General features: G+C 46.0%; 25 protein-coding genes. 12 read left to right on the top strand and 13 right to left on the bottom strand.

What is annotated here, in order from left to right:
• Nucleotide 1: 1 nt before the first annotated feature.
• The 3 genes from LZG94_RS23035 (at nt 2) to LZG94_RS23025 (ending at nt 3,302) form a co-directional block, all read left to right on the top strand.
• Nucleotides 2–850 (top strand): TIGR01459 family HAD-type hydrolase, encoded by an 849-nt coding sequence (locus LZG94_RS23035; protein WP_233794034.1) that lies wholly within the window; start codon nt 2–4, stop codon nt 848–850.
• A gap of 176 nt (nt 851–1,026) precedes the next feature.
• Entirely contained in the window at nt 1,027–2,568 is a 1,542-nt protein-coding gene (locus tag LZG94_RS23030) for a YifB family Mg chelatase-like AAA ATPase (protein ID WP_233794033.1), read from the top strand.
• Between the two features lie 44 nt (nt 2,569–2,612).
• Nucleotides 2,613–3,302: a Uma2 family endonuclease gene (locus tag LZG94_RS23025; RefSeq protein ID WP_233794032.1), complete on the top strand. Its 690-nt coding sequence runs from the start codon at nt 2,613–2,615 to the stop codon at nt 3,300–3,302.
• A 14-nt stretch (nt 3,303–3,316) separates the two neighbouring features.
• On the opposite strand, the gene LZG94_RS23020 is transcribed toward LZG94_RS23025, so the two are convergent.
• The 3 genes from LZG94_RS23020 to LZG94_RS23010 all read right to left on the bottom strand — a co-directional run bounded on the left by LZG94_RS23020 (nt 3,317) and on the right by LZG94_RS23010 (nt 6,201).
• On the bottom strand, nt 3,317–4,105 hold the full coding sequence (locus tag LZG94_RS23020; protein WP_233794031.1) for a hypothetical protein: 789 nt from the start codon (nt 4,103–4,105) through the stop codon (nt 3,317–3,319).
• 153 nt (nt 4,106–4,258) lie between these two features.
• Nucleotides 4,259–5,080, bottom strand: coding sequence for an enoyl-ACP reductase (locus tag LZG94_RS23015; protein WP_233794030.1), 822 nt, complete (start codon nt 5,078–5,080; stop codon nt 4,259–4,261).
• 80 nt (nt 5,081–5,160) lie between these two features.
• The gene (locus tag LZG94_RS23010) at nt 5,161–6,201 is read right to left on the bottom strand and encodes a carboxylesterase (protein ID WP_233794029.1); all 1,041 of its coding nucleotides are present in this window, start codon (nt 6,199–6,201) and stop codon (nt 5,161–5,163) included.
• 61 nt (nt 6,202–6,262) lie between these two features.
• Here LZG94_RS23010 and LZG94_RS23005 point away from each other — a divergent pair, with 61 nt between their 5' ends.
• The 5 genes from LZG94_RS23005 to LZG94_RS22985 all read left to right on the top strand — a co-directional run bounded on the left by LZG94_RS23005 (nt 6,263) and on the right by LZG94_RS22985 (nt 10,451).
• Complete coding sequence (locus LZG94_RS23005; RefSeq protein WP_233794028.1) at nt 6,263–6,949, top strand: response regulator transcription factor; 687 nt, start codon at nt 6,263–6,265, stop codon at nt 6,947–6,949.
• A gap of 232 nt (nt 6,950–7,181) precedes the next feature.
• Nucleotides 7,182–8,162, top strand: a complete 981-nt coding sequence (gene hemB, locus LZG94_RS23000; RefSeq protein WP_233794027.1) for a porphobilinogen synthase — start codon at nt 7,182–7,184, stop codon at nt 8,160–8,162.
• A 79-nt stretch (nt 8,163–8,241) separates the two neighbouring features.
• On the top strand, nt 8,242–8,478 hold the full coding sequence (locus LZG94_RS22995) for a hypothetical protein (protein ID WP_233794026.1): 237 nt from the start codon (nt 8,242–8,244) through the stop codon (nt 8,476–8,478).
• Nucleotides 8,479–8,483: 5 nt separating this feature from the next.
• The gene (locus LZG94_RS22990) at nt 8,484–8,891 is read left to right on the top strand and encodes a type II toxin-antitoxin system VapC family toxin (RefSeq protein WP_233794025.1); all 408 of its coding nucleotides are present in this window, start codon (nt 8,484–8,486) and stop codon (nt 8,889–8,891) included.
• Between the two features lie 27 nt (nt 8,892–8,918).
• The gene (locus tag LZG94_RS22985; RefSeq protein WP_233794024.1) at nt 8,919–10,451 is read left to right on the top strand and encodes a M28 family peptidase; all 1,533 of its coding nucleotides are present in this window, start codon (nt 8,919–8,921) and stop codon (nt 10,449–10,451) included.
• 81 nt (nt 10,452–10,532) lie between these two features.
• Here LZG94_RS22985 and LZG94_RS22980 read toward each other — a convergent pair whose 3' ends face one another.
• The 4 genes from LZG94_RS22980 to LZG94_RS22965 all read right to left on the bottom strand — a co-directional run bounded on the left by LZG94_RS22980 (nt 10,533) and on the right by LZG94_RS22965 (nt 15,386).
• A complete protein-coding gene (locus tag LZG94_RS22980; protein ID WP_233794023.1) occupies nt 10,533–12,713 on the bottom strand; it encodes a DPP IV N-terminal domain-containing protein in 2,181 nt (726 codons plus the stop codon).
• A gap of 53 nt (nt 12,714–12,766) precedes the next feature.
• Nucleotides 12,767–12,949, bottom strand: coding sequence for an Arc family DNA-binding protein (locus LZG94_RS22975; RefSeq protein ID WP_215236188.1), 183 nt, complete (start codon nt 12,947–12,949; stop codon nt 12,767–12,769).
• A 1-nt stretch (nt 12,950) separates the two neighbouring features.
• Entirely contained in the window at nt 12,951–13,814 is an 864-nt protein-coding gene (locus LZG94_RS22970) for an SPFH domain-containing protein (protein ID WP_233794022.1), read from the bottom strand.
• A 129-nt stretch (nt 13,815–13,943) separates the two neighbouring features.
• On the bottom strand, nt 13,944–15,386 hold the full coding sequence (locus tag LZG94_RS22965) for an energy transducer TonB (RefSeq protein ID WP_233794021.1): 1,443 nt from the start codon (nt 15,384–15,386) through the stop codon (nt 13,944–13,946).
• Nucleotides 15,387–15,559: 173 nt separating this feature from the next.
• Between LZG94_RS22965 and LZG94_RS22960 the strand changes: the two genes are divergently transcribed.
• A complete protein-coding gene (locus LZG94_RS22960; RefSeq protein ID WP_233794020.1) occupies nt 15,560–16,417 on the top strand; it encodes a UDP-2,3-diacylglucosamine diphosphatase in 858 nt (285 codons plus the stop codon).
• A 1-nt stretch (nt 16,418) separates the two neighbouring features.
• Nucleotides 16,419–17,534, top strand: a complete 1,116-nt coding sequence (locus LZG94_RS22955; protein ID WP_233794019.1) for a glycosyltransferase family protein — start codon at nt 16,419–16,421, stop codon at nt 17,532–17,534.
• A 6-nt stretch (nt 17,535–17,540) separates the two neighbouring features.
• Here LZG94_RS22955 and LZG94_RS22950 read toward each other — a convergent pair whose 3' ends face one another.
• The 4 genes from LZG94_RS22950 to LZG94_RS22935 form a co-directional block, all read right to left on the bottom strand.
• Complete coding sequence (locus LZG94_RS22950; protein WP_233794018.1) at nt 17,541–18,065, bottom strand: META domain-containing protein; 525 nt, start codon at nt 18,063–18,065, stop codon at nt 17,541–17,543.
• A gap of 144 nt (nt 18,066–18,209) precedes the next feature.
• Nucleotides 18,210–19,442 carry a serpin family protein gene (locus tag LZG94_RS22945; RefSeq protein WP_233794017.1) on the bottom strand — a complete coding sequence of 411 codons (1,233 nt, stop codon included), beginning with the start codon at nt 19,440–19,442 and terminating at the stop codon, nt 18,210–18,212.
• A 118-nt stretch (nt 19,443–19,560) separates the two neighbouring features.
• Complete coding sequence (locus LZG94_RS22940; RefSeq protein WP_233794016.1) at nt 19,561–21,081, bottom strand: outer membrane beta-barrel protein; 1,521 nt, start codon at nt 21,079–21,081, stop codon at nt 19,561–19,563.
• A complete protein-coding gene (locus LZG94_RS22935; protein WP_233794015.1) occupies nt 21,053–21,622 on the bottom strand; it encodes an RNA polymerase sigma factor in 570 nt (189 codons plus the stop codon). The genes LZG94_RS22940 and LZG94_RS22935 overlap by 29 nt, the downstream gene beginning before the upstream one ends.
• 279 nt (nt 21,623–21,901) lie before the next feature.
• Between LZG94_RS22935 and LZG94_RS22930 the strand changes: the two genes are divergently transcribed.
• Nucleotides 21,902–22,198, top strand: coding sequence for a muconolactone Delta-isomerase family protein (locus tag LZG94_RS22930; RefSeq protein WP_215236196.1), 297 nt, complete (start codon nt 21,902–21,904; stop codon nt 22,196–22,198).
• A 63-nt stretch (nt 22,199–22,261) separates the two neighbouring features.
• Here the strand turns inward: LZG94_RS22930 and LZG94_RS22925 are convergent, their stop codons facing one another.
• Nucleotides 22,262–22,747 (bottom strand): GAF domain-containing protein, encoded by a 486-nt coding sequence (locus LZG94_RS22925; protein ID WP_233794014.1) that lies wholly within the window; start codon nt 22,745–22,747, stop codon nt 22,262–22,264.
• Between the two features lie 77 nt (nt 22,748–22,824).
• On the opposite strand from LZG94_RS22925, the gene purU reads away from it, so the two are divergent.
• Nucleotides 22,825–23,658, top strand: a complete 834-nt coding sequence (gene purU / locus LZG94_RS22920; protein ID WP_255700704.1) for a formyltetrahydrofolate deformylase — start codon at nt 22,825–22,827, stop codon at nt 23,656–23,658.
• Between the two features lie 141 nt (nt 23,659–23,799).
• Here the strand turns inward: purU and LZG94_RS22915 are convergent, their stop codons facing one another.
• The gene (locus LZG94_RS22915; RefSeq protein WP_233794013.1) at nt 23,800–24,957 is read right to left on the bottom strand and encodes a 2-isopropylmalate synthase; all 1,158 of its coding nucleotides are present in this window, start codon (nt 24,955–24,957) and stop codon (nt 23,800–23,802) included.
• Between the last annotated feature and the right edge of the window lie 19 nt (nt 24,958–24,976).

The following is a 24,976-nucleotide window of genomic DNA, read 5'->3' as shown; positions in this document are numbered from 1 at the left end:
TATGGTTCTCGATAATTTTAAATCTGTAATCTCTAAATACGACGTCATTTTCTTCGATGCTTTCGGAGTTTTAAAAACATACAACGGACTGATTCCGGGAATTGAAAAGACATTTGCCTACCTCAATGAATATGGAAAAGATTTTTACGTCGTAACTAACGACGCGTCGCGCAGCCCCGAGCAGTTGGCGGATTCTTATCTGAAAATGGGCATTACTGACGTTACCGCCGACCGGATCATTTCCTCGGGAATGCTTGCACGCGAGTATCTGGATTACAAATTTCGCGAGGGTTTGGTGGCTTATATTGGTACCGATAATTCGGCACATTATATTGAAACCCTGGGCCTTAAAACCATTTCCATTCGCGAAGTGAATCTCGATGATGCGCATAACATCAATGCACTCGTTTTTATGGACGATGAAGGTTTTGACTGGAATACTGATTTGACAAAAACGCTTAATCTGCTCCGGAAACGTAATATTCCGGTGATCGTCGCCAATACTGACAAGACTTATCCCGCATCAAAAAGCCGGCTTTCCATCGCTGTGGGTGCATTGGCCAAAATGATCGAGGATACGATCGGCCGGCAATTCATCCGCTTCGGAAAACCCGATCCGCAAATGTTTATTTTTGCCTACCAGCACATTAAAAACTATCCCAATGTCAGCAAAAGGGATATTTTAATGGTGGGTGATACGCTGCATACTGACATTCTGGGCGGTAACAAATTTGGTCTGGATACTGCGCTTGTGCTCACTGGTAACACCCAGGCGGAAGATGCCGAGGTACGTATCAGATCCACCGGCATTATTCCAACCTATATTTGCGTATCAGCGGTGGTCGAGTAGCAAACCGCAGGATAACCCAAATCTTTCATACGGAAACTGATTCCATACTGTAAACTGTCTTTGCAGCTTTCAGCCTTGTCTGGTACCCAGGCGAGCGGGTTTTCCATTGAAAGTGTCGTCGATTTCCTGCTATTTTTGCCGAAGACCAATTTCAATTTTATCCTAATTACACACACATGTTAGCGAAAACTTACGGAAGCGCTGTATTTGGCGTCGATGCGACCATCATCACGATTGAAGTGAATGTAGGTCAGGGACTTGGGTTTTTTATGGTTGGGCTAGCGGACAGTGCGGTTAAAGAAAGCCAGCAGCGGGTAGAAGCTTCCCTTAAATATTTTGGCTATAAAATGCCGCGGCAAAAGCTTGTGGTTAACCTTGCGCCGGCTGATATCCGCAAGGAAGGATCCGCTTACGACCTGCCTATTGCGCTATGCACGCTCTATACATCGGAGCAGCTTACCTGTGAGCGCAGTCTCGAAGACTATATTATCCTCGGAGAACTTTCCCTCGACGGAATTTTGCGCCCGATCAAAGGCGTGCTGCCTATTGCGATCGAAGCGCGAAAGCAAGGTTTTAAGGGTTTAATATTACCTGCCGAAAATGCGCACGAAGCTGCGATCGTCAATAATATTGACGTTATTCCGGTAGAAACGTTGCCGGACGCAATCGCTTTTTTTGAGGGGAAACTCAATATAGATCCGGTGAAAGTTGATACGCGCGATTTGTTCTTTGCTACACAAAATGAATATGATGCTGATTTCGAACATGTTCAGGGTCAGGAGAATATCAAGCGCGCACTCGAAATAGCAGCTGCGGGCGGGCATAACGCGATTATGATCGGTCCGCCGGGTTCCGGGAAAACGATGCTGGCGAAGCGGATTCCGGGTATTCTGCCTCCCCTAAGTCTGCCGGAAGCGCTTGAAACCACCAAAATACATTCGGTAGCGGGCAAGCTCGGCAAGCGCGCAACGCTCGTTTCGCGGCGACCTTTCCGTGCGCCGCACCATTCGATCAGCGACGTGGCGCTGGTGGGAGGCGGAAGTTACCCGCAGCCCGGCGAGATTTCGCTGGCGCATAATGGGGTGCTTTTTCTGGATGAGCTACCGGAGTTCAAAAGGTCGGTGCTGGAAGTGATGAGGCAGCCGCTGGAAGAGCGGAAAGTAACTATTTCCCGTGCAAAAATGGCCGTTGAATTTCCGGCAAACTTCATGCTCATCGCCAGTATGAACCCTTGTCCCTGCGGTTACTATAATCACCCGGAAAAGCAATGCGTTTGCGGCCCGGGCATGGTGCAAAAGTACCTGAACAAGATCAGCGGCCCGCTACTCGACCGGATCGACCTGCACGTGGAAGTGACGCCCGTGTCTTTTGATCAAATCGCCTCTACCCGCAAATCAGAAAGCAGTGCCGAAATCCGTGAGCGCGTGATTCGTGCGAGGCAAAAACAGACGGAACGTTTTAAGGATAAAAAAGAGATCTATTCCAATGCGATGATGACGCCGGAAATGGTAAAGGAAATTTGTGTGATCCAGGAAGCTGGTAAAGCACTTTTACGCAAAGCAATGGAACGACTGGGCCTTTCTGCCCGGGCTTACGACCGCATATTAAAAGTGTCCCGCACCATCGCCGACCTTGCTGACAGCGACGAAATTAAAGTAGAACACCTCGCCGAAGCGATCCAATACCGGAGTTTAGACCGTGAGAATTGGGCTGGGTGACAATGAATAGTTGGTAAATTTTTTAAACTTTAAATTCGTTAAATTTGGAAACACAACTTTTGGAAAGACCAATTTTAAAAACGGAAATGGGCAAGCGGATTGTGTCAGATATTCTCAATGAGCCGGATGCGTACTTTGTGGTTCAAGCTGTGACCGACGTTCTAAATAGTGAACGGGAGCGGCGGGCCAAGTTTTACAACGACATCACGGAAGACGAAAAGATCGAATTTATCAATGGTGAGATCGTTGTGCATTCTCCTGTGAAACTGGGTCACAACTTCGCGACAAGCATGCTTTCACGGGCGCTAAGTATTTATGTCGGCAAAAACGACCTAGGCTTCGTTGGTATTGAGAAGATCATGATTACGCTCAGTCGCAATGACTATGAGCCGGATATTTGCTTTTTTAGAAAGGAAAAATCTATCAATTTTGGAAAGGATCAAACCCTTTTTCCGTCACCAGATTTTGTGGTAGAGATTGTTTCACCTTCTACCGAGCGGCGTGATAAAGGCGTAAAGTTTAAAGATTATCAAGCACATTCCGTAGAAGAATATTGGATTATTGATCCGGAGCACGAGACTTTGGAACAATATCATTTAAATGGAGAAGAATACGAATTAGTACTCAAATCCGGTGACGGGACTGTAACCAGCTTCGCAATTCCCGGCTTTCAAATCCCAGTTCGGGCAATATTCAATGAAGAGGAAAACCTAAACGCAATTAGGCAGTTTTAGATTTTCTGAAAAACTCAAAGTTCCTCTACACTTACTCCACCCAATTCCTGAAATAGTGTCTGCCAGTAATGCGTTACGTGGGGGTTGTTTTCTTTGGTGGATGCAGTGGGTTCGAAAGGCGAGACGATCGTCACCTGCGGCGAACCAATTGCGTATTGATCCAACTTCTTGGTATCAGCTTTTGCATCAGCTTCGGCTTCTGAATCGTTCTTTGGAGGTTTGATATGAAAGTCTCTGCGATCAGCGCCTTTGACACTTTCTACCATATCGCTGAAATAATAAACCTTTACCTCCGAGCCGCTTTCGCCAGCTTTTGCGATCACCGGCAAGCTCGCCCAAATATCTGTGGATTGATTCGAAGCGCCCGTATTCTGCTGATTCAATTTGGCGAGCAACTGTCTCAGGTATATACCCTTTTCTTTTTGAAGTGAGAGTTGAAAAGCTGTCTCAATTCCCTCACGGTCAGTCGCATTCACACCTTCTATATTGTCTTTTTCGGTCCTCACAGTCAGCGATAGTGCTCTTGCTTTTGAAGTATTTTCGTGAATAAAATACACTTCCAGCTTATCGCCTTTATTTCGCATATTGGTTTCCACAATATCGGTCAGCGCCTGGCGATATTTGTCGTTTACATAGTTTTTATCAATGTGCACGCTTTGCGTTTTGTCCAGAAAAACCAGCGTATAGATCGGCGCGTCAGGTACCGCCTGGGCAGTTTCTTTTTCAGAGCCGCACGAAAACAGAAAACTTAGTAATGTTAGAAATGAGAGAGACTTGGAGAACTGATTCTGCTGAGGTTTCATGGGGCTTTTTTATTTTGGCTAAACTAATCTGTTCATAAATAGCACACAACGGCAAACGGGAGCAACGGTTAAATATTTTACCCAAAAACAGAAAGCCCTTCAAAACGTGTGCCTTGAAGGGTGTTTTATTTCTGAATGCTATTCTAGAATTCCTTACTTATGTTGATCCTGGATCATGGTAACCAGTTCTTCCGAGATACCAGTCGACGAGTAACCGCCGTCGTGATACAGGTTTTGCATGGTTACATAGCGCGTCAGATCGGAGAACAATGTGATCGCATAATTCGCGCAATCATCGGCAGAAGCGTTTCCAAGCGGGCTCATTTTATCTGCAAACTCGTAAAATGCATCGAAACCAGCGATTCCTGAACCAGCTTTTGTCTTGGTAGGCGATTGGGAAATGGTATTTACGCGGACATTTTTAGACTTGCCGTAACGGTAACCGTAGCTGCGCGCAATGCTTTCCAGCAATGCTTTTGCCTCAGCCATATCATTATAAAAAGAGTACGTACGCTGGGCTGCAATGTAGGATAATGCCACAACCGATCCCCAGTCATTTAGTGCATCTTGTTTTTCAGCAACCTGCAAAAATTTATGCAGAGAAAGCGCAGAGATATCAAGACCTTTTTGAAACCATTCGTAGTTCAGATCACCATATTCTTTGCCTTTTCTCACGTTCAGCGACATACCGATCGAATGCAGGACAAAGTCAATTTTACCGCCCAGAATTTCGGTCGATTTGGAAAATAGATTTTCGATATCCTCAACAGATGTGGCGTCGGCAGGAATGATTTCAGCATCGCATTGTTTGGCCAGATCATTGATCGCGCCCATACGCATAGCGATCGGAGCGTTTGTCAATGTGAATGTAGCGCCTTCTTCTTTTGCTTTCAGGGCTACTTTCCACGCGATCGAATTTTCGTCCAATGCGCCTGAAATAATTCCTCTTTTTCCTTTTAATAAACCGTAAGCCATGTTTTCCTTTTCTATTGATTAATTAGGATAAGTCCGTTTGAGGCGGTAAAGTAAATAATTTTTGACGGGTTTGCCAGAATTTAGTCTGCCCAACTCACAGTACTATGCTGAGTTGTTGCTCCTTCCACCGGTTTCATAAGCAGCTTTTCCATAAAAAACTGATCGGTAGCTTCGTACACGCCTCTCACATCTTTCGACCGCAGTCTGGAAGCGATCACGTGATCGCCGCTTTCCGGAAATGCCTTTTCAACTTTAAGGTTATCGGGCGTACCGAGCAGCGGAAACATTTTTTGAATAGCCGCAACAGACACTACCTGATCCTGTTCTTTGTCGTTTTTAAAATAATACCCTACAAAAACGGGGATTTTGATGCGCTCATACACTTCGCGGCGCGAAATCACGTCCATCATTTGCTGCAAAGTGACGAGCCCATTGGAATTATAGCCTTGCAGCCAGAACTGCGCGTGCGCTGGAATTGAATCTTTCGAAGTATTGTGTTCGCCCATTACCTGGTTCAAAATCTGCTTTCCCCAGGGCCCGGTGATGAGTTTCAGGCTCGGATTGGCTACTTCCATGCAGGGAGAATACAGAACCAGTCCTTTAATCTCAGGGTGAGTGGAAGCCAGGTAAACCGATAACAGTCCGCCCGCAGAGGTGCCTATTACGATCACACTGTCACCCAGTACTTTGCCAATTGCCAGCGCCCTTTTTGCTCCGGCCAGGAAGTTATTCGGGGTAAGGTCGTCGAATGCATTGGGATCATTGATACCTGCGTCGTGCATGCGGGAGAGGTACAGGTTCGCCCCGTATTTTTTTGCGAGATCTTTATGTATCGGGTCGCCTTCCGCCCAGCTCGCTCCAAAACCGTGGATATATACTATACTGTAAGGTGTTTTTTCCTTCTTCGTACTATCTGCCCAGATAATGCGCGCTTCATTGTCATTTTTAAGCAGCGCAGTCGCTTTTTCAGATTGTATTACTTCCTGTTCAAGCTTTGCGAGGTCACTGTTTACGGTAGGTAAAACGGGAGTCAGGCGCGCCTCCGGCACCTTTGGCCCGGCATAATACGCGATTCCCAAAATGACAAAAATCACGATCAACGACACCAGAAGTTTTAACATTTTTTATGAGCTAAGAAGGTTTATCAATACTATCTTGCAAACATAATCTAATATCCTTTCTATGCCCAACCTGCTACTAGTTGAGGACGATGCAAACCTGGGATCGCTGCTTCAGGAATATCTTACCGATAAAGGCTTCCCTACCGATCTTGCTACTGATGGACAGAAAGGTTGGCAGAGTTTTGTCGACAAAGAATATGATCTGTGCATATTCGATGTGATGATGCCGAAAAAAGACGGTTTTTCTCTTGCAAAAGAAGTGAGAATGAGCGGGCGCGATGTTCCGATCATTTTTCTGACAGCTAAGTCGATGAAGGAAGATACCATGCAGGGTTTTCGGTCTGGGGCTGATGATTATGTGACCAAGCCTTTTGACCGCGAAGAATTGCTCCTCCGCATTGAAGCGATTTTGCGGCGGTATAAGAAACAGCCTGATTCACAGGAGGCTACGAAAATCTTCATTGTTGGTCAATACACTTTCGATTATAGCCACCAGCAGCTGACTGCGAATGAGAAATCTGCCAGACTGACCAGCAAAGAATCCGAGCTGCTCAAGCTATTTTGTCAAAACCTTAACCAGCCCATCAGCCGCAGCTTTGCATTGAAAACCATCTGGGGCGACGATTCGTACTTTAACGCAAGAAGTATGGACGTTTACATTACCAAACTCCGCAAATACCTCCGTGAAGACCCGACTATTCAGATCATGAACCTGCATGGGGAGGGGTTTAAGTTGATGGTGGGATAATAGGGGAGGAAGGAGGATGGAGGAAAGGAGGATGGAGGAAGTTTGTCACCCTGAGCGCAGTCGAAGGGATTCGTGCGAGATCGACCTTCGTCCGCCGGGCGGCCCCGTGCGCTCAGGGTGACAAAAGGACTGGTTTGAAACTGAAAATTAAGTTAGCGGGTTTTTGGGTAGCGAAGTATTTAATTTGATTTTAAAAAAACTGACAGCCGAGTGCTGACGCCGAAAGCCCATTATGATCGATATATCCCGTCGCCCGAGACGCAATAGAAAGTCCGCAGGAATCAGGGAACTGGTTCAGGAAACCAATCTTCAGGTCTCCGATTTCATTTATCCGATGTTTGTTCAGGAAGGCTTTAACCAAAAGGTGGAAGTGAAATCAATGCCTGGTATTCACCGGTTTTCGCTCGACAATCTGCTCGAAGAATTAAAAGAAGTAACCGATCTCGGCATCCGCGCGATCGATCTTTTTCCCAATTATCCTGAGAGTAAAAAAGACAGAACTGCTTCTGAAAGTTATAAGGAAGATACCTTTTACCTGAAAGCGATCACCGCAATCAAGGAACGTTTCCCTGAGCTGGTGATTATGACGGACGTGGCAATGGACCCTTACAGCTCCGACGGTCACGATGGATTGGTGGAAAATGGGAAGATAGTAAACGACGCTACGCTGGAAATCCTTGCCAATATGTCGCTCGCTCAGGCGAAAGCCGGGGCTGATATCCTGGGTCCGAGTGATATGATGGACGGAAGAGTGGGTTACATTCGCCGCCACCTCGATTCGCACGGTTTCACGGATGTGAGTATTATGTCCTATTCTGCCAAATACGCAAGTGCATTCTACGGACCTTTCCGCGACGCGCTGGAATCTGCACCTAAGTTTGGCGATAAAAAAACCTACCAGATGAACCCGGCAAATAAGCGGGAAGCATTGGTGGAAGCGCAGCTGGATTTTGAGGAAGGCGCTGATATGCTGATGGTTAAGCCTGCGCTTTCTTACTTAGATATTATCCGTTTGCTGGATGAAAACTTCGATATTCCTATTGCTGCCTATAACGTTTCCGGCGAATACGCGATGATCAAAGCCGCCGCTCAAAACGGTTGGCTGGATGGCGACCGCGCCATGATGGAAGTTCTCATGAGCATCCGCCGCGCAGGTGCAAAATGTATTTTAACCTATTTTGCGAAGGAAGCGGCGGTGATTTTGAATAGGTGATCAGTGGAGGAACTGGCCTGATTTGTCTAAGTTCGAGTTATTTGTGAAGACTTTATATTTGTTTAAACAAAAAGAAACTATGCAACACACTTTTCAGGTCAGAACCTCAGAACTAGGGACTTCATTTATCAAATCGGTCAAATCCGTTTTTGGTAATCGCGAAGTCAAGATTACAGTAGAAACTGTTTCTGCTGCCCAAGTAACGCCTGCTCAATCCGACGTTGCGAGATTTTTACAGCATCGCAAAGATCATCCTGCTATCAGAATCGAAGATCAAAGGGATTTTAATGAAGTAATTGATGATCTGGAGCAATAGCCGAAATGCGCTATTTTGATTCGCATGTGATCTTCAATTACGTTGTGGTTCAGGATTATGCCAAGAATCAGCGAGCCAATCGCCTGATTCTTGACGCTATTACGGATGCGCGTTTCGTGATTTCTACGCTTGTAGTGCAGGAATTAGGTTACGGTCTTGCCAGGTTCGATTTAGAGGCAAAACAGATCAGGGTAGAACTTGAATTTCTTACTTCCCTAAATATCAGTACAGTAAGCAAAAGCGATCTGAATCGAGCACTCCAACTTGCAGAGATGATCGGTTTCAAACATATCAAAGATTGTATCCATACGGCGGTTGCCGAGAATCTCGAATGCGAATCTCTTTATACTTATAACAAGTCGGATTTCAGAAGGATTCAGAAGTTTACTGATCTTGAAATTATTATCTTGTAGTTTATCAATCCAATACTAATCTTTAAAATGAAGAAAGCTATTTACTTGCAGATCCCATTGTTTCTACTGTTGTCGGGAACGTATAGTCTCGCCCAAAAGAAACCCCAGCAACTGCCCGAGTTTCAGACAAAAAAAACAGAAACGGAAGCACATATGCGGTTTTTGGCGGCGGATGAATTGATGGGGCGGCGGACTGGAGAGATGGGGAATTTTGTGGCTGCACGGTATGTGGCCGAGCAGTTCAGAAAGCTGGGATTAAGTCCGGTTGCCGAAAACGCAGGTTCGAATACTGCGTCCTATTTTCAAAATGTTCCTTTTGAGAAAATGGGTGCTTCTGCTGCGGGGGAAATTATTGCAGACGCTGAAATCATGAAGGCAGGTGAGGCGTGGTTGCTTATGAATGGAGGTGAAACGAACCTGAAAGCACCTATTGTATATGCAAGTTTTGGTTTGGAAGATGCTGCCAAAAGCTGGGACGATTACAAGGGGCTAGATGTAAAAGGCAAGATTGTTCTCATCGAAAGTGGCACACCAGATCCGCAGACACCCTCCGAAATTATTGCGACCTCAATTGAAAAGCGCAAACTGGCGGCAGCAAAAGGCGCTATCGCGGTGATTGAGTTATTCAATGCGCCTGTGCCCTGGAATATCGTGTTGCGATCATTCGGCGGCGAAAAAATATCACTTGCTGAAAGCGGCAATGCGGCTGCACCGAGCATCCCGCACGCCTGGGTGAATGGAAAAGAGGCAAATTATGCACGCGCTCTACGGGCTGTAAAGGAAGTTGAATTTAAAACGAGCGGCAGGAAAGCACGGTCGATCAATAGCTACAATGTAGCCGGATTGATACAAGGCTCCGACCCTAAACTGAAAGATGAATACATATTGCTGACCGCGCATTACGATCACGTGGGCGTGGGCAAGCAGGGCGGACAGCCTTACACTGCCGAGGATAGCATTTTCAACGGTGCGAGAGATAATGCATTTGGTACCGTGGCGCTGCTTACTGCCGCAGAGGCGCTGTCCAAAAATCCACCGAAACGCTCGGTTTTGATTGTCGCTTTGACAGGGGAAGAAGTAGGCTTACTGGGTAGCAAGTACTACGCGGCGCACCCGCTTCTGCCTTTAAACAAATGTATTTTCAACCTTAATTCCGATGGGGCTGGTTATAATGATACCACCATCGTAGCTGTAATGGGCCTCGACCGGACCGGCGCACGCATTGAAATCGAAACCGCCAGCAAGGCTTTCGGGCTAGGTGTTTTCGCCGATCCTTCGCCGGAACAGGGACTTTTTGACAGATCAGATAATGTAAGTTTTGCCAAGGAAGGTATTCCTGCGCCGACATTTACACCTGGTTTCAGGGAATTCAATGGAGATATTATGAAAAACTACCACCAGGTTTCAGATAATCCGGAAACGATCAATTTTAATTATCTGCTGAAATTCAGTCAGGCTTATACCTATGCGGCGCGACTGATCGCGGACAGGAAAGTGGCTCCGCAGTGGACCGCGGGAGACAAATATGAGCCGGCAGCCAAAAAGCTTTACGGTAAATAGGGCTTTTTGTCACACTGAGCGCAGTCGAAGTGCATGCACTTCGACTGCCGGGCGGCCCCGTGCGCTCAGTGTGACAAAGTATTACTTCGCTCCCGGAGGACAGTTTTTTCTGAGATAATCAGTAAATAATGTTCTCAAATGCGCCGAAGTTCCAGCACCCTCACTAATGCTGTGCGAGCGGTTTGGGTAAGGCATAAATTGAAAAACCTTATTTGCTTTGATCAATTCATTTACAAGCATTTCTGCATTCTGATAATGCACATTATCGTCGCCGGTCCCGTGAATGTAAAGCAGGTTACCGCGCAGATTTTTTGCGTGCGTAATCGGTGATCCTTTTATAAAATCATCCCGATTTTCCTGTGGAAGGCCCATGTAACGTTCCTGGTAGATATTGTCGTAAGTAAGCTGGTTGCCCACCGCAGCGACGGAAATACCCGTTTTGAAATGATCCGGATATTGGAAAAGCAGGTTTAAGGTAGAAGACCCGCCGCCGCTCCATCCGTGAACAGCTACCCGCGAAGTATCGATAAACGGATATTTTTTGAACATAGCAGTCGCAGCACCGTCCATATCCTTAATATTGATCCTGCCGATATTCTTGTAGATCGCTTTTCTCCATTTCGCGCCTTTTGGAGAAGGGGTTCCACGGTTGTCCATCGACGCATAAATGTACCCGTCGTCGGCCATACTGCCATTGTAAAGGCGGTTGCGGCCGGTTCCGTACGAATCTTTCACGGTACTTCCAGCAGGCTCGCCGTAAACCGTGAAAACGATCGGATACTTTTTGGAAGCGTCAAAATTCGTCGGTTTCACAAGCCACGCATCGATTTCCACACCTTCCTCGGTGGTTACTTTGAAGAATTCAATATCCAGTTTTGCCGAATTGATTTTGCTCGCAGATTGCGCAATGGAATTATTCGGGTCGATCGCAGTGTGTTTTGGAAGCGAGATCCATTCGGTCAACGGGGCGGTTTTTGCATTTGAAAAACGGTGCATTGCAAATTTGGAGGCAGGAGAAATTTCATAATTATGCGATCCTACCTGATCAGCCGGCGTTACCCGCACTGGTTTTCCTTTACCGTCCAATGTGGTTTTATATAAATAACTCTGCGTTGCATTGTCGGGCGACGCCATAAAGTAATAAGCATTGTTCTTCTCATCGATCCGCACGGGATTGATCAAATCGAAGTTTCCGGTCGTGATCAGCGTTTCTTTTTTACCATCGCGGCTCACGCGGTAAGTGTGGCGCCAGCCGTCTTTTTCACTCACCCACAAAAATTCTTTGCCCCCATTCAGCCAGTCCCAACCCATCGGATCATTTTCCCAGCGGCTTTTGATATCGATCCAAGCTTCGTCTTTTTCAGTATAAAATGGTTTTGCGCTGCCGTCAGTCGTACTAATATACATCAATGTGCTCTCATTCTGCTTTCGGTTCAACTGCTGGATCACAAGCTCATTCGGCATGCCCGACCATTCCATTCTTGGCACATAGGTATTCTGCGGGTCGCCGGGGATATTCATCCATTTCGTTTCTGCGCTGGCAATCGCAACCACGCCAATTTTATAAGGAGAAGGCGTTTCGCCTACTTTTGGGTATTCAACAGGAACATTAAATGAATAGATAGAATCCGTCGTATTGATCATTAAAAAGTTGCGGATCTTGCGTGCGTCGAGCTGCCAGTAAGCAATCGATTTACTATCGTCGCTCCACCGGAATCCATCGCGGCAATCGAATTCTTCTTCGTAAACCCAGTCAAAAGTACCATTGATTACGCGATCCGTACCGTCTTTGGTCAGCTGCTTTACTTCGCCGCTTTGCAGATCTTCGGCGTACACATTATGCTGGCTTACATAACCTACCTGCTTTCCATCTGGTGAAAATTTGGCGAACATCAGCGAAGAAGCCGGCAACCCTTTTCCAAGCTGTTTCAATGTCTTGGTATTTGTATCAAAAACCCAGTAATCGCCGCGTGTTTCGTATCTCCATACCCTTTTGGAGTTGGTATAGATTAAAAACTTATCGCCGGCTTTGCTTACGGTATAACTCTTGATTGTCAATGCATTACCTCCCTGGGGAGTAAGCTGTGCACGTGATACGAGGACCTTCGGCGTATTGGCAGGCAATGCAACCTCCACGATTTCATCGTCACTCACATCACGGTAACCGCTTCCATCCGGAAGCCATTGAAAAGTATCGGGGATTTGTGCAAAGACTTGTAGGGAGATGATGGTCAGCGCCAAAATCCGGATAGCGTTCTTCATATTTTACTTAAAATTGGTACGACAACTATTGTAATGCAATGTTAACATTTTCTTTAATCTTTTCCTTCCGTACCGTTGTCGCTAAGCTTCTTCACCCGCCTTTGTTTTTTCAGCGCTTCGCTGAGCAGGTATTCGATCTGTCCGTTCAAACTACGAAAATCCTGCTGCGCCCAAACTTCGAGTTCTTTGAGCATATCAGGATTTATTCGTAGTACAAATGCCTTTTTTTCTGACATATCAGGGATACAGGGTACCAGCGTTCAAAATGGGCGTGGCTGCTTTTTCGCCACATAATACTACCAATAAATTGCTTACCATCGCCGCTTTACGCTCTTCGTCCAGCTCCACGATCTTTTTTTCCGAAAGCATTGCCAGCGCCATATCCACCATTCCCACTGCTCCGTTCACGATCTGGCGGCGGGCGGCTACTACCGCAGAAGCCTGCTGTCTTTGCAGCATCGCGCCGGCAATCTCGGGCGCATAAGCCAGGTGGCTGATCCTCGCTTCGAGCACTTCTACTCCGGCGCGGCTCAGGCGTTCCGTCAGCTCGCCTTCGAGCATTTCGTTGATCTTCCCGCTGCCGTCACGCAGCGTTACTTCGTGCACTGCGATATCGTCGTCTTCCATGCTATCGTAAGCGTAAATACCAGCCAGGTGCCGCACTGCCGCTTCTGATTGTATTTCCACATATTTTACATAATCATCGACCTCGAAGCAAGCCTTCACCGTGTCGCTGATCCGCCAAACTACAACCGCTGCAATTTCAATAGGGTTTCCCAGCTTGTCATTTACCTTCAATTTCTGACCGTTGAGGTTACGTGCGCGGAGACTGATCTTCTTCTTTTTGAATAATGGATTGATCCAGCGAAGACCATTTTGTTTGACAGTTCCCTGGTAATCTCCGAAAAATGTGGCTACAACCGCCTCGTTCGGATTAACGACAGTGAAGCCGACCAGCAGGAAAAAACCGGGAATGAAGAATACGGCGCCCGGTATCGGATTATCGAAAGAGCTGGACAAGCCAACGCCGATAAATATCAGCAATAGACCCAGACCAAGCATTCCTGCGCCTGAATTGGAAGCTAGTGGTTTTTCATTCATAAGGATTGAGGTTGATATTAAAATGATATCACAATATCATCAAAAAAAATTTATTTCTCGTGTCGTTTTGGTATAAAAAAATCCCAAAGCCCTTGAAAGGCTTTGGGATAGGATAAGTGGTTTTTGTCCTTACATCGTCTGGAAGTTGATCGGCATATTGTACCGCACGCGTACGGGCTTGCCGCGCAGCACACCGGGTTCCCAGCTTCCATTCATTTTCTTGACCACACGAAGCGCTTCTTCGTCCAGCCCGGATCCAGCGCTTTTCTCAACTTTATATTCACAAAGACTTCCGTCCTCACACACTACAAAGGAAAGCTGCACTCTTCCACTCGCTCCCCTGCGTGAGGCTTCAACAGGATATTTGATATTGCTCCCAAGAAAACGATACATTGCATTGAGCCCGCCTTTAAACTGCGGATTGACCTGCGCCTGTGTGTACTCTTTCTTTTCCCCATTATAAAATGAAGTGCCGTTTTGCAGTACTCCTACTTCATATTCCTCTGTATAGTGCAAAGTACTGTCGGCCAATTTGCCCGTCCATTTGCCATTTTTAACGCCTGAGATCAACTTTCCTTCTTCTGTCAGCCATTTTCCGTCATAAGACTTGCTGGTCGCTTTCCAAAAGCCGTCGCCGTCTTTTACGATCTGCTTACCGTCTGAATTCCATGCATTTACGTAAAAAACCTGTTCGGATTCGTTCTGTTTGCCTACAATAGTTTCAACAACTGATCTGATCTGGCCGTTATCATACCACCGGATCTCGGTTTTCAGGCTGTCGGAATAGAGCTTCATCTCGCGGACCATTCCGTTCAGGTCGTAAACTTTTTGCATGGCGGCCTTATTATTTGCCCCATACTCAGTGTATTCCAGCAGGCGACCGTTTTGTTGAAAGGTAGCCTCCGACGCGTGGCTTGTCATGTTCTTGTCACGCGCCGACAGTGAATAAGCCTGTACCGAATCCACGCCCAGGTAGTCGGATTTGAACCAGACGTTGTTTTTCGCAAATGCGACGGTTCCCACCGATTTCCAGTTACTGCCTTTCTTTTGCTCGTATTTTACATCACCTGCCACATAGCCGCTGGCGTCAACAGGCAGCGTGGTGCGGTATTCAGCTTTTGCAGGGTCTTTTAAAGGCACGTATTTGTTATCATAATATTCAACAATGGCGCTACTGGTACTGTCATAATTACTCCTCGCCGGGGACTTGAACTGAATAGGGCAAGAAACAGACTGTCGGACCGGCTCGCCTTTGACTAACGCAGGTTTCCATGCGCGAAACAACTTCACAACCCGAAGTGCTTCCTGGTCACAAAGCGAATCGATGCCGCGGACCAGTTCCAAATTTGTCATCGTGCCGTCGGGCTCTACTATGCCTTTTATAAATACCCGCTTATTCAAACCTTTCGCGGCACTTTGGAAGGGGATTTGAAGATTCGCGTCGATAAATTGGTTGAAATACGCGACTCCGCCGGCAGGTTCAGCGCCTTTTTCTACTTCGTGCGGCAGGTGGATCTTTTGCCCGAAAGCTTGAAGCGAGCAGAGGAAAAGAAGGGTTAATATTGATTTCATAGCCTGATAAGTGATTCCTGGAATATAAATATCTGCTCTTTTTTCTTAATTAACCCATGGTGACGGCGAGAAAAATTTTAAGATTTTTTGTAGAAGTAGTTTCTTGACAAAAGTTAACTTACTGATAACGTGGTAGTAATATCCAGGTAATATAAAATGTGAAAATTTGTATCATGGGAGATACAACTCACTTTCGGACTATCATCATTTCGGACCTGCATTTGGGCGCGGGCGGATCCAAAGCGGAAGAGGTAACCAGCTTTTTGAAAAGCTATACCTGCAAAAAGCTTATCCTGAACGGCGACATCATCGACGCCTGGCAGCTCAAAAAATACGGGGTCTGGAAAAAGAAGCACACGATGTTTTTCAAACGCGTGCTCAAAATGATCGAAGAACACAAAACGAAGGTGATTTACATCCGGGGTAACCACGACGATTTCCTCGATCAGATCATTCCGCTCAGACTCGGAAAGCACTTCCAGATCCGCAAGGACTATATTCTCAATTCAGGCACACAGCGCTTCTACGTTACGCACGGGGACGTTTTCGACTCTATTACCACGCATTTGAAATGGCTGGCGTATCTGGGCGATATGGGCTATACTTTTTTGCTTTGGGTAAATAAATTTTACAACAGATACCGGGAGTGGCGCGGGCTGTCTTACTATTCTTTGTCTCAAAAGATAAAGCAATCTGTAAAGCTGGCCGTGAATTACATGACTGATTTTGAAGAAAAACTAACAGAGCTGGCGCGTTCCAGGAGTTGCGACGGCGTGATTTGCGGGCATATTCATCACCCGGCAATCCGCGAGATCGACGGCATTATCTACATGAATTCAGGCGATTGGGTAGAAACGCTGAGCGCATTGGTGGAGGATTTCGATGGTAACTGGAGTCTGTTGTATTACGATCAGCAGGCGATTGTTCAGAAGCCGGTTAAAACGGCGAAGGTTGCAGAGAATTTTTCGGTAGTTGAAAAGCAGGTAGCATTTACCGGGTTTTTGACAGGAAGAAATCAACGCTATTTATAATATGAAGATCCTTTTCATGGTCCAGGGAGAAGGCCGCGGGCATTTGACCCAGGCGATTTCTTTGGGACAGCTCTTGCGGAAGGCAGGCCACGAAATTGTCGGCGCGATGGTCGGTACTTCTCCCGGGAGGCAGATACCGGCCTTTTTTAATGAAGCGATCTGTACAAATGTCCTGCATTTCGACGCTCCGAATATCATTTACAATGCGCAGGGCGGTGGCATGAATCTGCAACGCACGATTTACACACACCTTACCAATTTACCCAAATACCTGAAAAGCCTTCGCCGGATCAACGAGGCAGTAACGGAGATCAAGCCTGATCTCATTGTCAGCTTTTACGACACTTTCGGAGGTTTATACAACCTGATCTACCGCTCTGGCATTCCGATGGTCTGCATTGCGCACCAGTATCTTTTGCTTCATCCCAAATTTGTTTTTCCTGAAAAAAGCAGGTTAAACCGGTTTCTTATCAACCTTAATTCCAGGTCAACGTCGTGGCTAGCCAGGAAACGTCTGGCGTTATCATTCCGCGAAATTCCTTCACGGATTGACCTGAAACTGACCGTCGTACCGCCGCTATTACGTGAGGAGATAGCTCGGCTCGTTCCTCGGAATGGAGATTATCTGCTCGTATATATGACCCACCATAGTTTGAGTGAGCCGATCATAGCGTGGCATTTGCAGCACCCCGAAGTGAAGCTGCATTGTTTTTGGGACAATCAGGATGTTGCTGAGGAATTTGCCTACGATAAAACGCTGACTTTCCACCGGATCAATAGTGAAAAGTACCTGAATATGCTGGCTGGCTGCCGGGGATTGGTCACGACAGCCGGGTTTGAATCGGTTTGCGAGGCGATGTACCTGGGTAAGCCGGTGATGATGGTGCCGGTACCCAACCATTTTGAGCAGGAATGCAATGCGATCGACGGCGTGATTTCCGGTGCAGGTGTTACTTCAAAAACCTTTGATCTCTCAGTTCTTCTGGAATATTTACCAAAACACCTGAATCAATCTGCCCGATTCCGCTCGTGGTATCACCGAGGGAATGCATTGTTTCTGAAAGAGATCGAGTCTTTTGCGGGCATGCAGATTCGTAAGGAAGGATTAAAAGCTTAATAGTCGTTACCGTACTTTCTTGAATACCAGCCGTACTTTTCCGTTTACCGGTGTGAGGGTAAGCTGCATTGCCCGGAGCTCATAATGATAAAATTCTGCTGAGCTGAGCCAGGCCCTGCCACTCCACGAGGGCTCCCCGACTTTTGTGCCTCCAAAACCCAAGATCCGGATATTGCATTCAGGTGCAAGTTCGTAGGAGCCAGCTACGCTATTGTTCAGGGTATGCCCCTGGATCGAACCCCTATTTGTATCATCGGAAAATGTATAAATTACTCCTCTTGTATTCTTTTGAGGATTCGGCTCCGTTGTGCCGGTGGCAATATCCAGGTAATAATCCAACTCCCACTTGCCGCTAAGCGAATTATCAGAAGCGCAGGCTTGCGGCGCGCAGCAGAGATTAGCATCGGTGCATTGCGAGGCTGTGGAACCCACCAGTAACAGGATTAAAAGAACAGGGCTGCATTTTTCATTACTATCTCCAATTTGAGTTAAAGAAGTGAGCGTGAGTGCAATCGGATACTTAAAAGACAATTGTAGTTTGTAATTGGTTGTATTCAAAACAAAATCGTCCGACAGCAAAGCCCTCGGACGATAACGCACCCCGAAAATACCAGCAGAGCCGGCATTTTTTATCTTTGATATTTTAGAACCTCAGTGTAAATCGGGTTAAGTGACTTATTTGCTGTCCGGGTTTTTGATTCTACCCATGAACAGAATGGTATTAGACGTATTTTCACTGATAATCAATCCAAATGGCCGGTCACAGATGAATGTCGGCTCCTGCGGAATTGTGGATGTTGGTACCATTCCGATCGCTGTCACGGCGGCGGCTTCCGTACCTTTTTCATCAATGGCCAGGTAAGCATCCTGTTTCACAAAGTCGACTTTCATAGGTGTAGATCTCGATATTTTACCAAACTGAGCCCCATTTGAAAATGCCTTTTTAATACCCATTTGGTACAAAGTTTCATTCAATTTTCTTGAGTAATCGAGCGTAAATCTGGGCAAGCCTACCTTTACATTATTTTCGGCATTACCGCTGATAATCGTTTTCCATTTTTCAGCATCGAGCTCCGATAACACGGCGTCGATCGTATTGCCTGCTGTCGGAAGCAGGAGTGTCATTGTAAACTGTCCGTTTCCGTAAGGAAGTCTCACTGCACCGAAAGTTGTGCCGCCAGCTACCTTGAATGCTGATTTAATGCGCATCATTTTCACTGTTTTGCTGGAACCGTTTTCCAGCTTGAATGGCATATCAATGGTTTCTTTCGGGTCAAAACGCGCTTTCCAGTCTGCCTTGAAGTAAAGTGCATTCAGTAGGAACATCAGGTGATCGCGCTCTATCGTCTCGATCACATTCTTGATCTTCCCGTTCGTTTTGTCGCTGGCCCATTTGTTGATCCTATCCTTCGAAGAATCATCAAATGGTAATCCTGCGATCTCAGCCTGGAAAGATTCTTTCAGCACATTCTGAAAACTGGTCTCGACATTCAGCCCGTTTTTGTACCAGATAGAATTGGCAAGTCCCAGTGAAACTCTTGAATCAGCCACCGGCAGGTCCCTGATCAGCGTGTTGTAAGCTTTGTTGAGATCTTCAAGCGAAACTCCCTGCATTTCCAAAGCTTTCTGGATTTCGGCAGCCGATTCATTTTCAGCGCCATTGAGCAGCATTCCCAGCGCCATGTGCAGGCTGAGTGGAGACACAAAGAAGTTGTCCTCGGCTGGCTGGTTTTTTTGCAGGTTGTGTAAAAAATTAAAAGCAAACCTGCTGGATCCGTCGGCAATAGCTGCGGGGATCTCCACCGGATTGACCTCGTTGGAGGGGGGCAAGTTTTCGTCGTTTGTGCAGCCCAGCGTGAGCAAAGCCGTTACAAGCGGAGCGAGAAGCACCTGTTTAAAAATTTTCATGGCTAATAAATGTTAAGATAGTTGCAGAATACTGGTAGTAATTTCAGTGTCCTTTCAATGCTTCAACACTTTTTAGATTCAGAAATCCTTTCGAAGGTTGGAACGGTTACAAACTATTTTAGAAGGAATATCTTACTCCCCACGCTACTCCGTACAGATACGGGTGCGCATCCAGCGTTTGATTTGACCTGAATCCGGAAGAAATCGCTTTCTGGTACGAACCTGTCAGATTTGCCTTCCATCTGCTTGATAATCTGTAATTAAACCGCAGGCCGGTAGTTGCTGCCCAGTTCATGCTGCGGTAAATTTCGTCGCTTGCCTTGGTTGTGATAATATCCCCCGAAGCGGCTTCGATTTCGTTACTGAGGAAGAAATTGGCCATCATCCCACCCAGCAAGGAATAGCTCAATTTTTTATCGGGATTCAATGTAAAACCCGCCTGAACCGGCATTTGCAGGTATTGATAATTGTTGCTCACCTTATTGGTAATGTCTACATAAAGCGCACCGTTGTTGAACTTATCGGTGCCGCCACCGTAAGACGATCCCTTCGAAGCATCTGCTAATGCATTTTCAAGTACGTTGGTGGATTGGCTTTTCGAATTAATAAGGTACCCACCGCCTTCATAGGATGAATTTCCCTGTAAATAGCTCAATCCCAGCTCCACTGACCAGTGTTTAGAAATCCGCACTCCGCCGTGTGTTTGCAAAGCATAAGAAATACCTGCTTCACTGGAAGCCGTAACTGCTTTTCTGCTCGACAGAGCCTGGTATGAAAAATCTTGGGGCGTTTTTTTGAGTTGAACGTCGGGGTTGAATGAAGCTGGCATCAACCCGATTCCCGCCCAGTATTCTGTATGTTTTTTAGGCTTAATATCGTCTTTTGCAATTGCATCGGGCTTGAAGAAAACGTACCGCTTTTGCATGTGAATATCCAGTTCATTGTAAGCCGGCGTAGCCAGCATATCAACGGCAATTGCATTTTCTGAAATTTCAGTCTTTGCTAGAATATTGCTTTGTATTTCGTTTGAAGAAATGCCCGGACTGGCTGGATTATTACTTTGTGCAAAATCCCGATTCCGCTCCGATACAGTATTTTCAACCCGCGCAATATCAGATTTTCCGGCAGCTGCTATTGAGCTGTGGCTGTTAACCCGGCTCGCGGACGATCTTCCGGAGCTATTTCCAATATTCTCTCTGGAAGTAGTTGCCGAGGTCAGAGTTTGATTATTTTCTTTGATAACAGACTTACTATCAGTCGGTTCGACGTTGTCGGGCGCGTTTGATGCAACTGCTTCTGTATTTTCCTGAGCAGCTGCGCGATCAGCTTCGGGCGTGTTCGTTCTTTCAGTCGCAGGGGACTTAGTGGCTTTACCAGCCACTTCGATGCGGTTCTGACCATTTTTGGAAGAGTCAGAAAACCATATTCCAGCGCCTACTATCAGTAACGCCGCAACAGAAGCTGCTGCAAGCCAAAGTTTTTTAGACTGCCACCAAAGTGGAAGAACTGCTCCTTTCTCACTGTTCTCATCAAGACGTGCTTCGATATTCTCCCAAATAGATTTCGGGGGAGTTTCGGAAGCTTCGCTCAATGCCTTTCGCCACTGTTCTTCAAAGTTGTTTATTCCGGACGGATCCATCGTCAAATCTTGTTTCCTTGTTCAATTTTTGTTGAAGGAGTGCTCTTGCCCTCGCATATTGCGACTTAGAAGTTCCTTCTGAAATGCCCAGTTTTTGAGCGATTTCGTTGTGTTGATAACCCTCAATAGCGTACAGATTAAAGATAGTCTGACAGCCCTGAGGTAATTCTCTTACCAGTTCCAGTAATTGCTGCAACTGGAAATTCGCCAGCGTAAACTCCCTGTCTGCGATACCATTCAGGTGGTAATCGATATCATCCAGCTCTTTCACGTATTTCTGTTGCCGCAAATGATTGAGCGCCGTATTTACTACTACAGAACGCAACCAGTACTCCAAAGGACTATCGCCTCTGTAAGAATCTATGTTCTCGTATATTTTAATTAAAGCATCCTGCAAAACATCTTCTGCATCAGCCCGGTTTTTGGTGTACCGGAGACAAATAGCGAACAGCTTCCCCCCAAAAACATCATATAGCTGTTTTTGGGCGATCCGGTTGCGCTGCTTGCAGCCTTTCACCAATTCCTGTTCGTTAAAGGTCATCCGAAGTTTAGGGGTGCTTCGTTCGGTTTATATAATAAAATCAGCACGCCTACCCAAAGATAGTTGAATACTGTTTTGCTTTGGTCGCGCTTGAAATACTGAAAACCGCAATCCGTGAATTCTACGACACTGGGAAGTATGAGATGGTTGGAAAAGTTCTGGAAGCTTTTTGTGAATATTTGAAGCTCACTTTCAGGAACTAATAAAGGGATCAGATCATTTTATTAGCAGGTCACACACAAAACGGGTGCATTTCTGTAAACCTAACTGCTATCGACTATGAGCCAATATATGGTTGAAATACAACTTCCGGCGGTGATGTCGGAAGATTTTACTGCTAAAATCCCAGCTCAGAAGAAAAAGATCAATGAACTGATGGAGCAGGGGAGAATGATGTCGTATGCATTGTCGGACGATTATTCCAGACTTTGGTGCGTTGTGAGGGGAGAAAGTGAGTTTGAAGTAATGTCGCTCGTCTCAGAGTTCCCATTGATCGATTATATGGACCCGAAGATTACAAAGCTGATGTTCAATAATGTTGTTGCTTTAAGGCTTCCAATGTTTTCTTTGAACTGAGAAGAGATAATGCAAAAAAGGCTCCGTATCGTATCTGCGGAGCCTTTTTTTGCATTTATGGTATTATAGTTTTCTTTCCAAAAGTTTCAAAATAGCACCCAGGCCCACTGCGTCGGCTTCTGAAAAATCGTCCAGCTTGTCACTGTCCACATCCAGTATCATTGCCACTGTTCCATTTCGATGAAAAACAGGCAGTACGATTTCAGATTTTGAATCGGAGCTGCATGCAATGTGGCCGGGAAATTGCTCCACGTCAGGCACGATGATTGTCTCTTTCCGTGAATAACTCGCGCCGCAAACTCCTTTATGAAACGGAATGCGCGTGCAGGCAATAGGTCCCTGGAAAGGACCGAGTACAAGCTGCCCCTCTTTAACAATATAAAATCCAACCCAAAAAAAGCCGAAAGCCTGCTTTAATGCAGCTGCAATATTAGAAAGGTTGGCCGTAAGGTCACTTTCGTGTTCAATTAATGCGTGGATCTGTGGTGTTAGTACTTTATATACGTCCGCGCGGTCGGTGTCGGCAGGGATAATTAGTTCTTCGGCCATTGAATAACAGATTAGGGAGATTAGCTAACAGAAATTTTCTGATATTGGTTACCGGAAAAAATTAGTAAAACAGCTAAATGATTCAAAAACACATTCTTTTAATGGACGGCCCTGATCATAAAGGGTTGATCTATCAGGTTACCCGCATTCTTTTTGAACATAATCAAAATATCATTCGAAACGATGAATATGTAAGTCCGTCCAAATATTTCTTCATGCGGACCGAATTTGAAGGCGAAACGGAGGCAAATGAGTTGCTGGAAGTTTTGCAGAAAGAGTTACCCGCCGGACTAAATCTGCGCATTAACCCCAAAAAGAAAAAGGATATTGTACTATTTGTGACCAAAGAACATCACTGCCTCGGCGAGCTGTTGATCCGGTACGCATTCGACGAGCTCGACGCGAATATCCTTGCGGTTATCAGCAACTACAATAAGTTACAGCCGCTGGTAGGAAAGTTTGGAATACCCTTTCATTTTATTTCCCACGAAGGAAAATCACGCGAGGAACATGAAGATGCTATTCTGAGAACATTGAGGGTTTACCAGCCTGAATATCTCGTTCTGGCCAAATATATGCGGATTATCACACCTTCATTCGTCAATCATTTTCCGGACAAGATCATTAATATTCACCATTCTTTCCTACCTGCATTTATCGGGGCAAATCCTTACAAGCAGGCTTATGACAGAGGAGTAAAGATCATCGGCGCGACGGCGCATTTTGTAAATAATGATCTGGATGAAGGGCCGATCATTGCGCAGGATGTGAAGTCAGTGGATCACCGGCAAACGGCTTCGGATATGGCAACTCTGGGGCGGGATACTGAAAAAGCGGTGCTTTCGAAGGCGCTCAAACTAGTTTTCAATGACAGAGTATTTATTCACAACAACCGGACGATTATTCTTTAGGCAAAGAAAAAAGCCCTTAGTCAAAATCACCGAGGGCTTTTTGCAATCTGATGGATGTTATTGAATATGTAATGGTACAAATAAATCTTTAAAACATCAAATTCAGATTCAAGGAGTTAACCATTTCTAAGCATATTCTAATTAAACCGGAATAGCCGTTTTTGCAAGATCTACCAGGTCTGCGTCGTTCACTTCTTTCTTCAAATCTGCCACTTCCAGGAATCTGGTGTACAATTCGTCCAAGGCAGGTTTGTCGAAGCTGAATCCAAGTAGTTCGAACCGATGCTTCAATGCGTGACGCCCGCTTCTGGCTGTCAAAACAATATCTGACTTGTCGACACCCACATCCTGCGGGCTCATGATTTCGTAGGTAAGGTTGTTTTTCAAAAATCCGTCCTGGTGAATTCCGGAAGAATGCGCGAATGCATTACGACCCACAATCGCCTTGTTAGCCTGCACCGGCATACGCATCATTTTGGAAACCAGCTGGCTTGTCGGATAAATAAATTCCGTGTTAATACCGGTCTCCAATCCCAATTCTTCCTGATGAACTTTCATCGCCATCACCACTTCTTCGAGCGAAGTATTACCAGCGCGCTCGCCGATTCCGTTGATCGTAACTTCAACCTGGCGGGCACCTTGTGAAATGCCGGCCAATGAATTCGCAGTCGCTAACCCAAGGTCGTTGTGGCAGTGAATTGAAATGGTCGCTTTATGGATATTGGAAACGTGTTCGAATATGTATTTAATTCTGTTACCATATTGTTCAGGCAAACAGTAACCGGTAGTGTCAGGGATATTAACTACCGTCGCGCCTGCTGCTATCACAGCTTCCACAAGCTGAGACAAGAATGCAAGATCAGCCCGGCCGGCGTCTTCACAATAGAATTCTACGTCTTCGATTTTAGATTTGGCGTATTTCGTTGCCGAAACTGCTCTTTCCAGAATCTTCTCGCGGGTCGTATTAAATTTATGCTGGATATGAATATCAGAAGATCCGATTCCAGTGTGGATCCGGCCGCGTTTCGCAAATTCCAATGCATTGGCCGCCGCGTCGATATCGCCCTGAACTGCTCTTGATAATGCACAAATAATAGGCTCACGCACTACTTTCGAGATTTCAACCACAGACCTGAAGTCTCCCGGACTGGAAACCGGAAACCCCGCCTCAATAATATCTACCCCAAGCTTCTCGAGTTGACTCGCTACAACAATCTTTTCTTCAGTGGTCAATTGGCTGCCAGGTACCTGCTCGCCGTCTCTCAAAGTTGTGTCAAAGATCTGAACTCGATTACTCATTGGTGGGTATTAGAAATTA

It is taken from the genome of Dyadobacter sp. CY343, from assembly GCF_021390335.1.
Lineage (GTDB): Bacteria > Bacteroidota > Bacteroidia > Cytophagales > Spirosomataceae > Dyadobacter.
Note: the sequence above shows the minus strand (reverse complement) of the source record. Positions and strands in the feature narration are given on the sequence as shown.

Coding starts and splice junctions, on each gene's coding strand:
- purU (WP_255700704.1), top strand. CDS start 22,825: ATGATTCAAAAACACATTCTTTTAATGGACGGCCCTGATCATAAAGGG.
- LZG94_RS22995 (WP_233794026.1), top strand. CDS start 8,242: ATGCAACACACTTTTCAGGTCAGAACCTCAGAACTAGGGACTTCATTT.
- LZG94_RS23015 (WP_233794030.1), bottom strand. CDS start 5,080: ATGGCTTACGGTTTATTAAAAGGAAAAAGAGGAATTATTTCAGGCGCA.
- LZG94_RS22925 (WP_233794014.1), bottom strand. CDS start 22,747: ATGGCCGAAGAACTAATTATCCCTGCCGACACCGACCGCGCGGACGTA.
- LZG94_RS22985 (WP_233794024.1), top strand. CDS start 8,919: ATGAAGAAAGCTATTTACTTGCAGATCCCATTGTTTCTACTGTTGTCG.
- LZG94_RS22970 (WP_233794022.1), bottom strand. CDS start 13,814: ATGAATGAAAAACCACTAGCTTCCAATTCAGGCGCAGGAATGCTTGGT.
- LZG94_RS22935 (WP_233794015.1), bottom strand. CDS start 21,622: ATGACCTTTAACGAACAGGAATTGGTGAAAGGCTGCAAGCAGCGCAAC.
- LZG94_RS23030 (WP_233794033.1), top strand. CDS start 1,027: ATGTTAGCGAAAACTTACGGAAGCGCTGTATTTGGCGTCGATGCGACC.
- LZG94_RS23020 (WP_233794031.1), bottom strand. CDS start 4,105: ATGAAACCTCAGCAGAATCAGTTCTCCAAGTCTCTCTCATTTCTAACA.
- LZG94_RS22940 (WP_233794016.1), bottom strand. CDS start 21,081: ATGGATCCGTCCGGAATAAACAACTTTGAAGAACAGTGGCGAAAGGCA.
- LZG94_RS22990 (WP_233794025.1), top strand. CDS start 8,484: ATGCGCTATTTTGATTCGCATGTGATCTTCAATTACGTTGTGGTTCAG.
- LZG94_RS22965 (WP_233794021.1), bottom strand. CDS start 15,386: ATGAAATCAATATTAACCCTTCTTTTCCTCTGCTCGCTTCAAGCTTTC.
- hemB (WP_233794027.1), top strand. CDS start 7,182: ATGATCGATATATCCCGTCGCCCGAGACGCAATAGAAAGTCCGCAGGA.
- LZG94_RS22915 (WP_233794013.1), bottom strand. CDS start 24,957: ATGAGTAATCGAGTTCAGATCTTTGACACAACTTTGAGAGACGGCGAG.
- LZG94_RS22960 (WP_233794020.1), top strand. CDS start 15,560: ATGGGAGATACAACTCACTTTCGGACTATCATCATTTCGGACCTGCAT.
- LZG94_RS22955 (WP_233794019.1), top strand. CDS start 16,419: ATGAAGATCCTTTTCATGGTCCAGGGAGAAGGCCGCGGGCATTTGACC.
- LZG94_RS22945 (WP_233794017.1), bottom strand. CDS start 19,442: ATGAAAATTTTTAAACAGGTGCTTCTCGCTCCGCTTGTAACGGCTTTG.
- LZG94_RS23035 (WP_233794034.1), top strand. CDS start 2: ATGGTTCTCGATAATTTTAAATCTGTAATCTCTAAATACGACGTCATT.
- LZG94_RS23010 (WP_233794029.1), bottom strand. CDS start 6,201: ATGTTAAAACTTCTGGTGTCGTTGATCGTGATTTTTGTCATTTTGGGA.
- LZG94_RS22980 (WP_233794023.1), bottom strand. CDS start 12,713: ATGAAGAACGCTATCCGGATTTTGGCGCTGACCATCATCTCCCTACAA.
- LZG94_RS22930 (WP_215236196.1), top strand. CDS start 21,902: ATGAGCCAATATATGGTTGAAATACAACTTCCGGCGGTGATGTCGGAA.
- LZG94_RS22975 (WP_215236188.1), bottom strand. CDS start 12,949: ATGTCAGAAAAAAAGGCATTTGTACTACGAATAAATCCTGATATGCTC.
- LZG94_RS23005 (WP_233794028.1), top strand. CDS start 6,263: ATGCCCAACCTGCTACTAGTTGAGGACGATGCAAACCTGGGATCGCTG.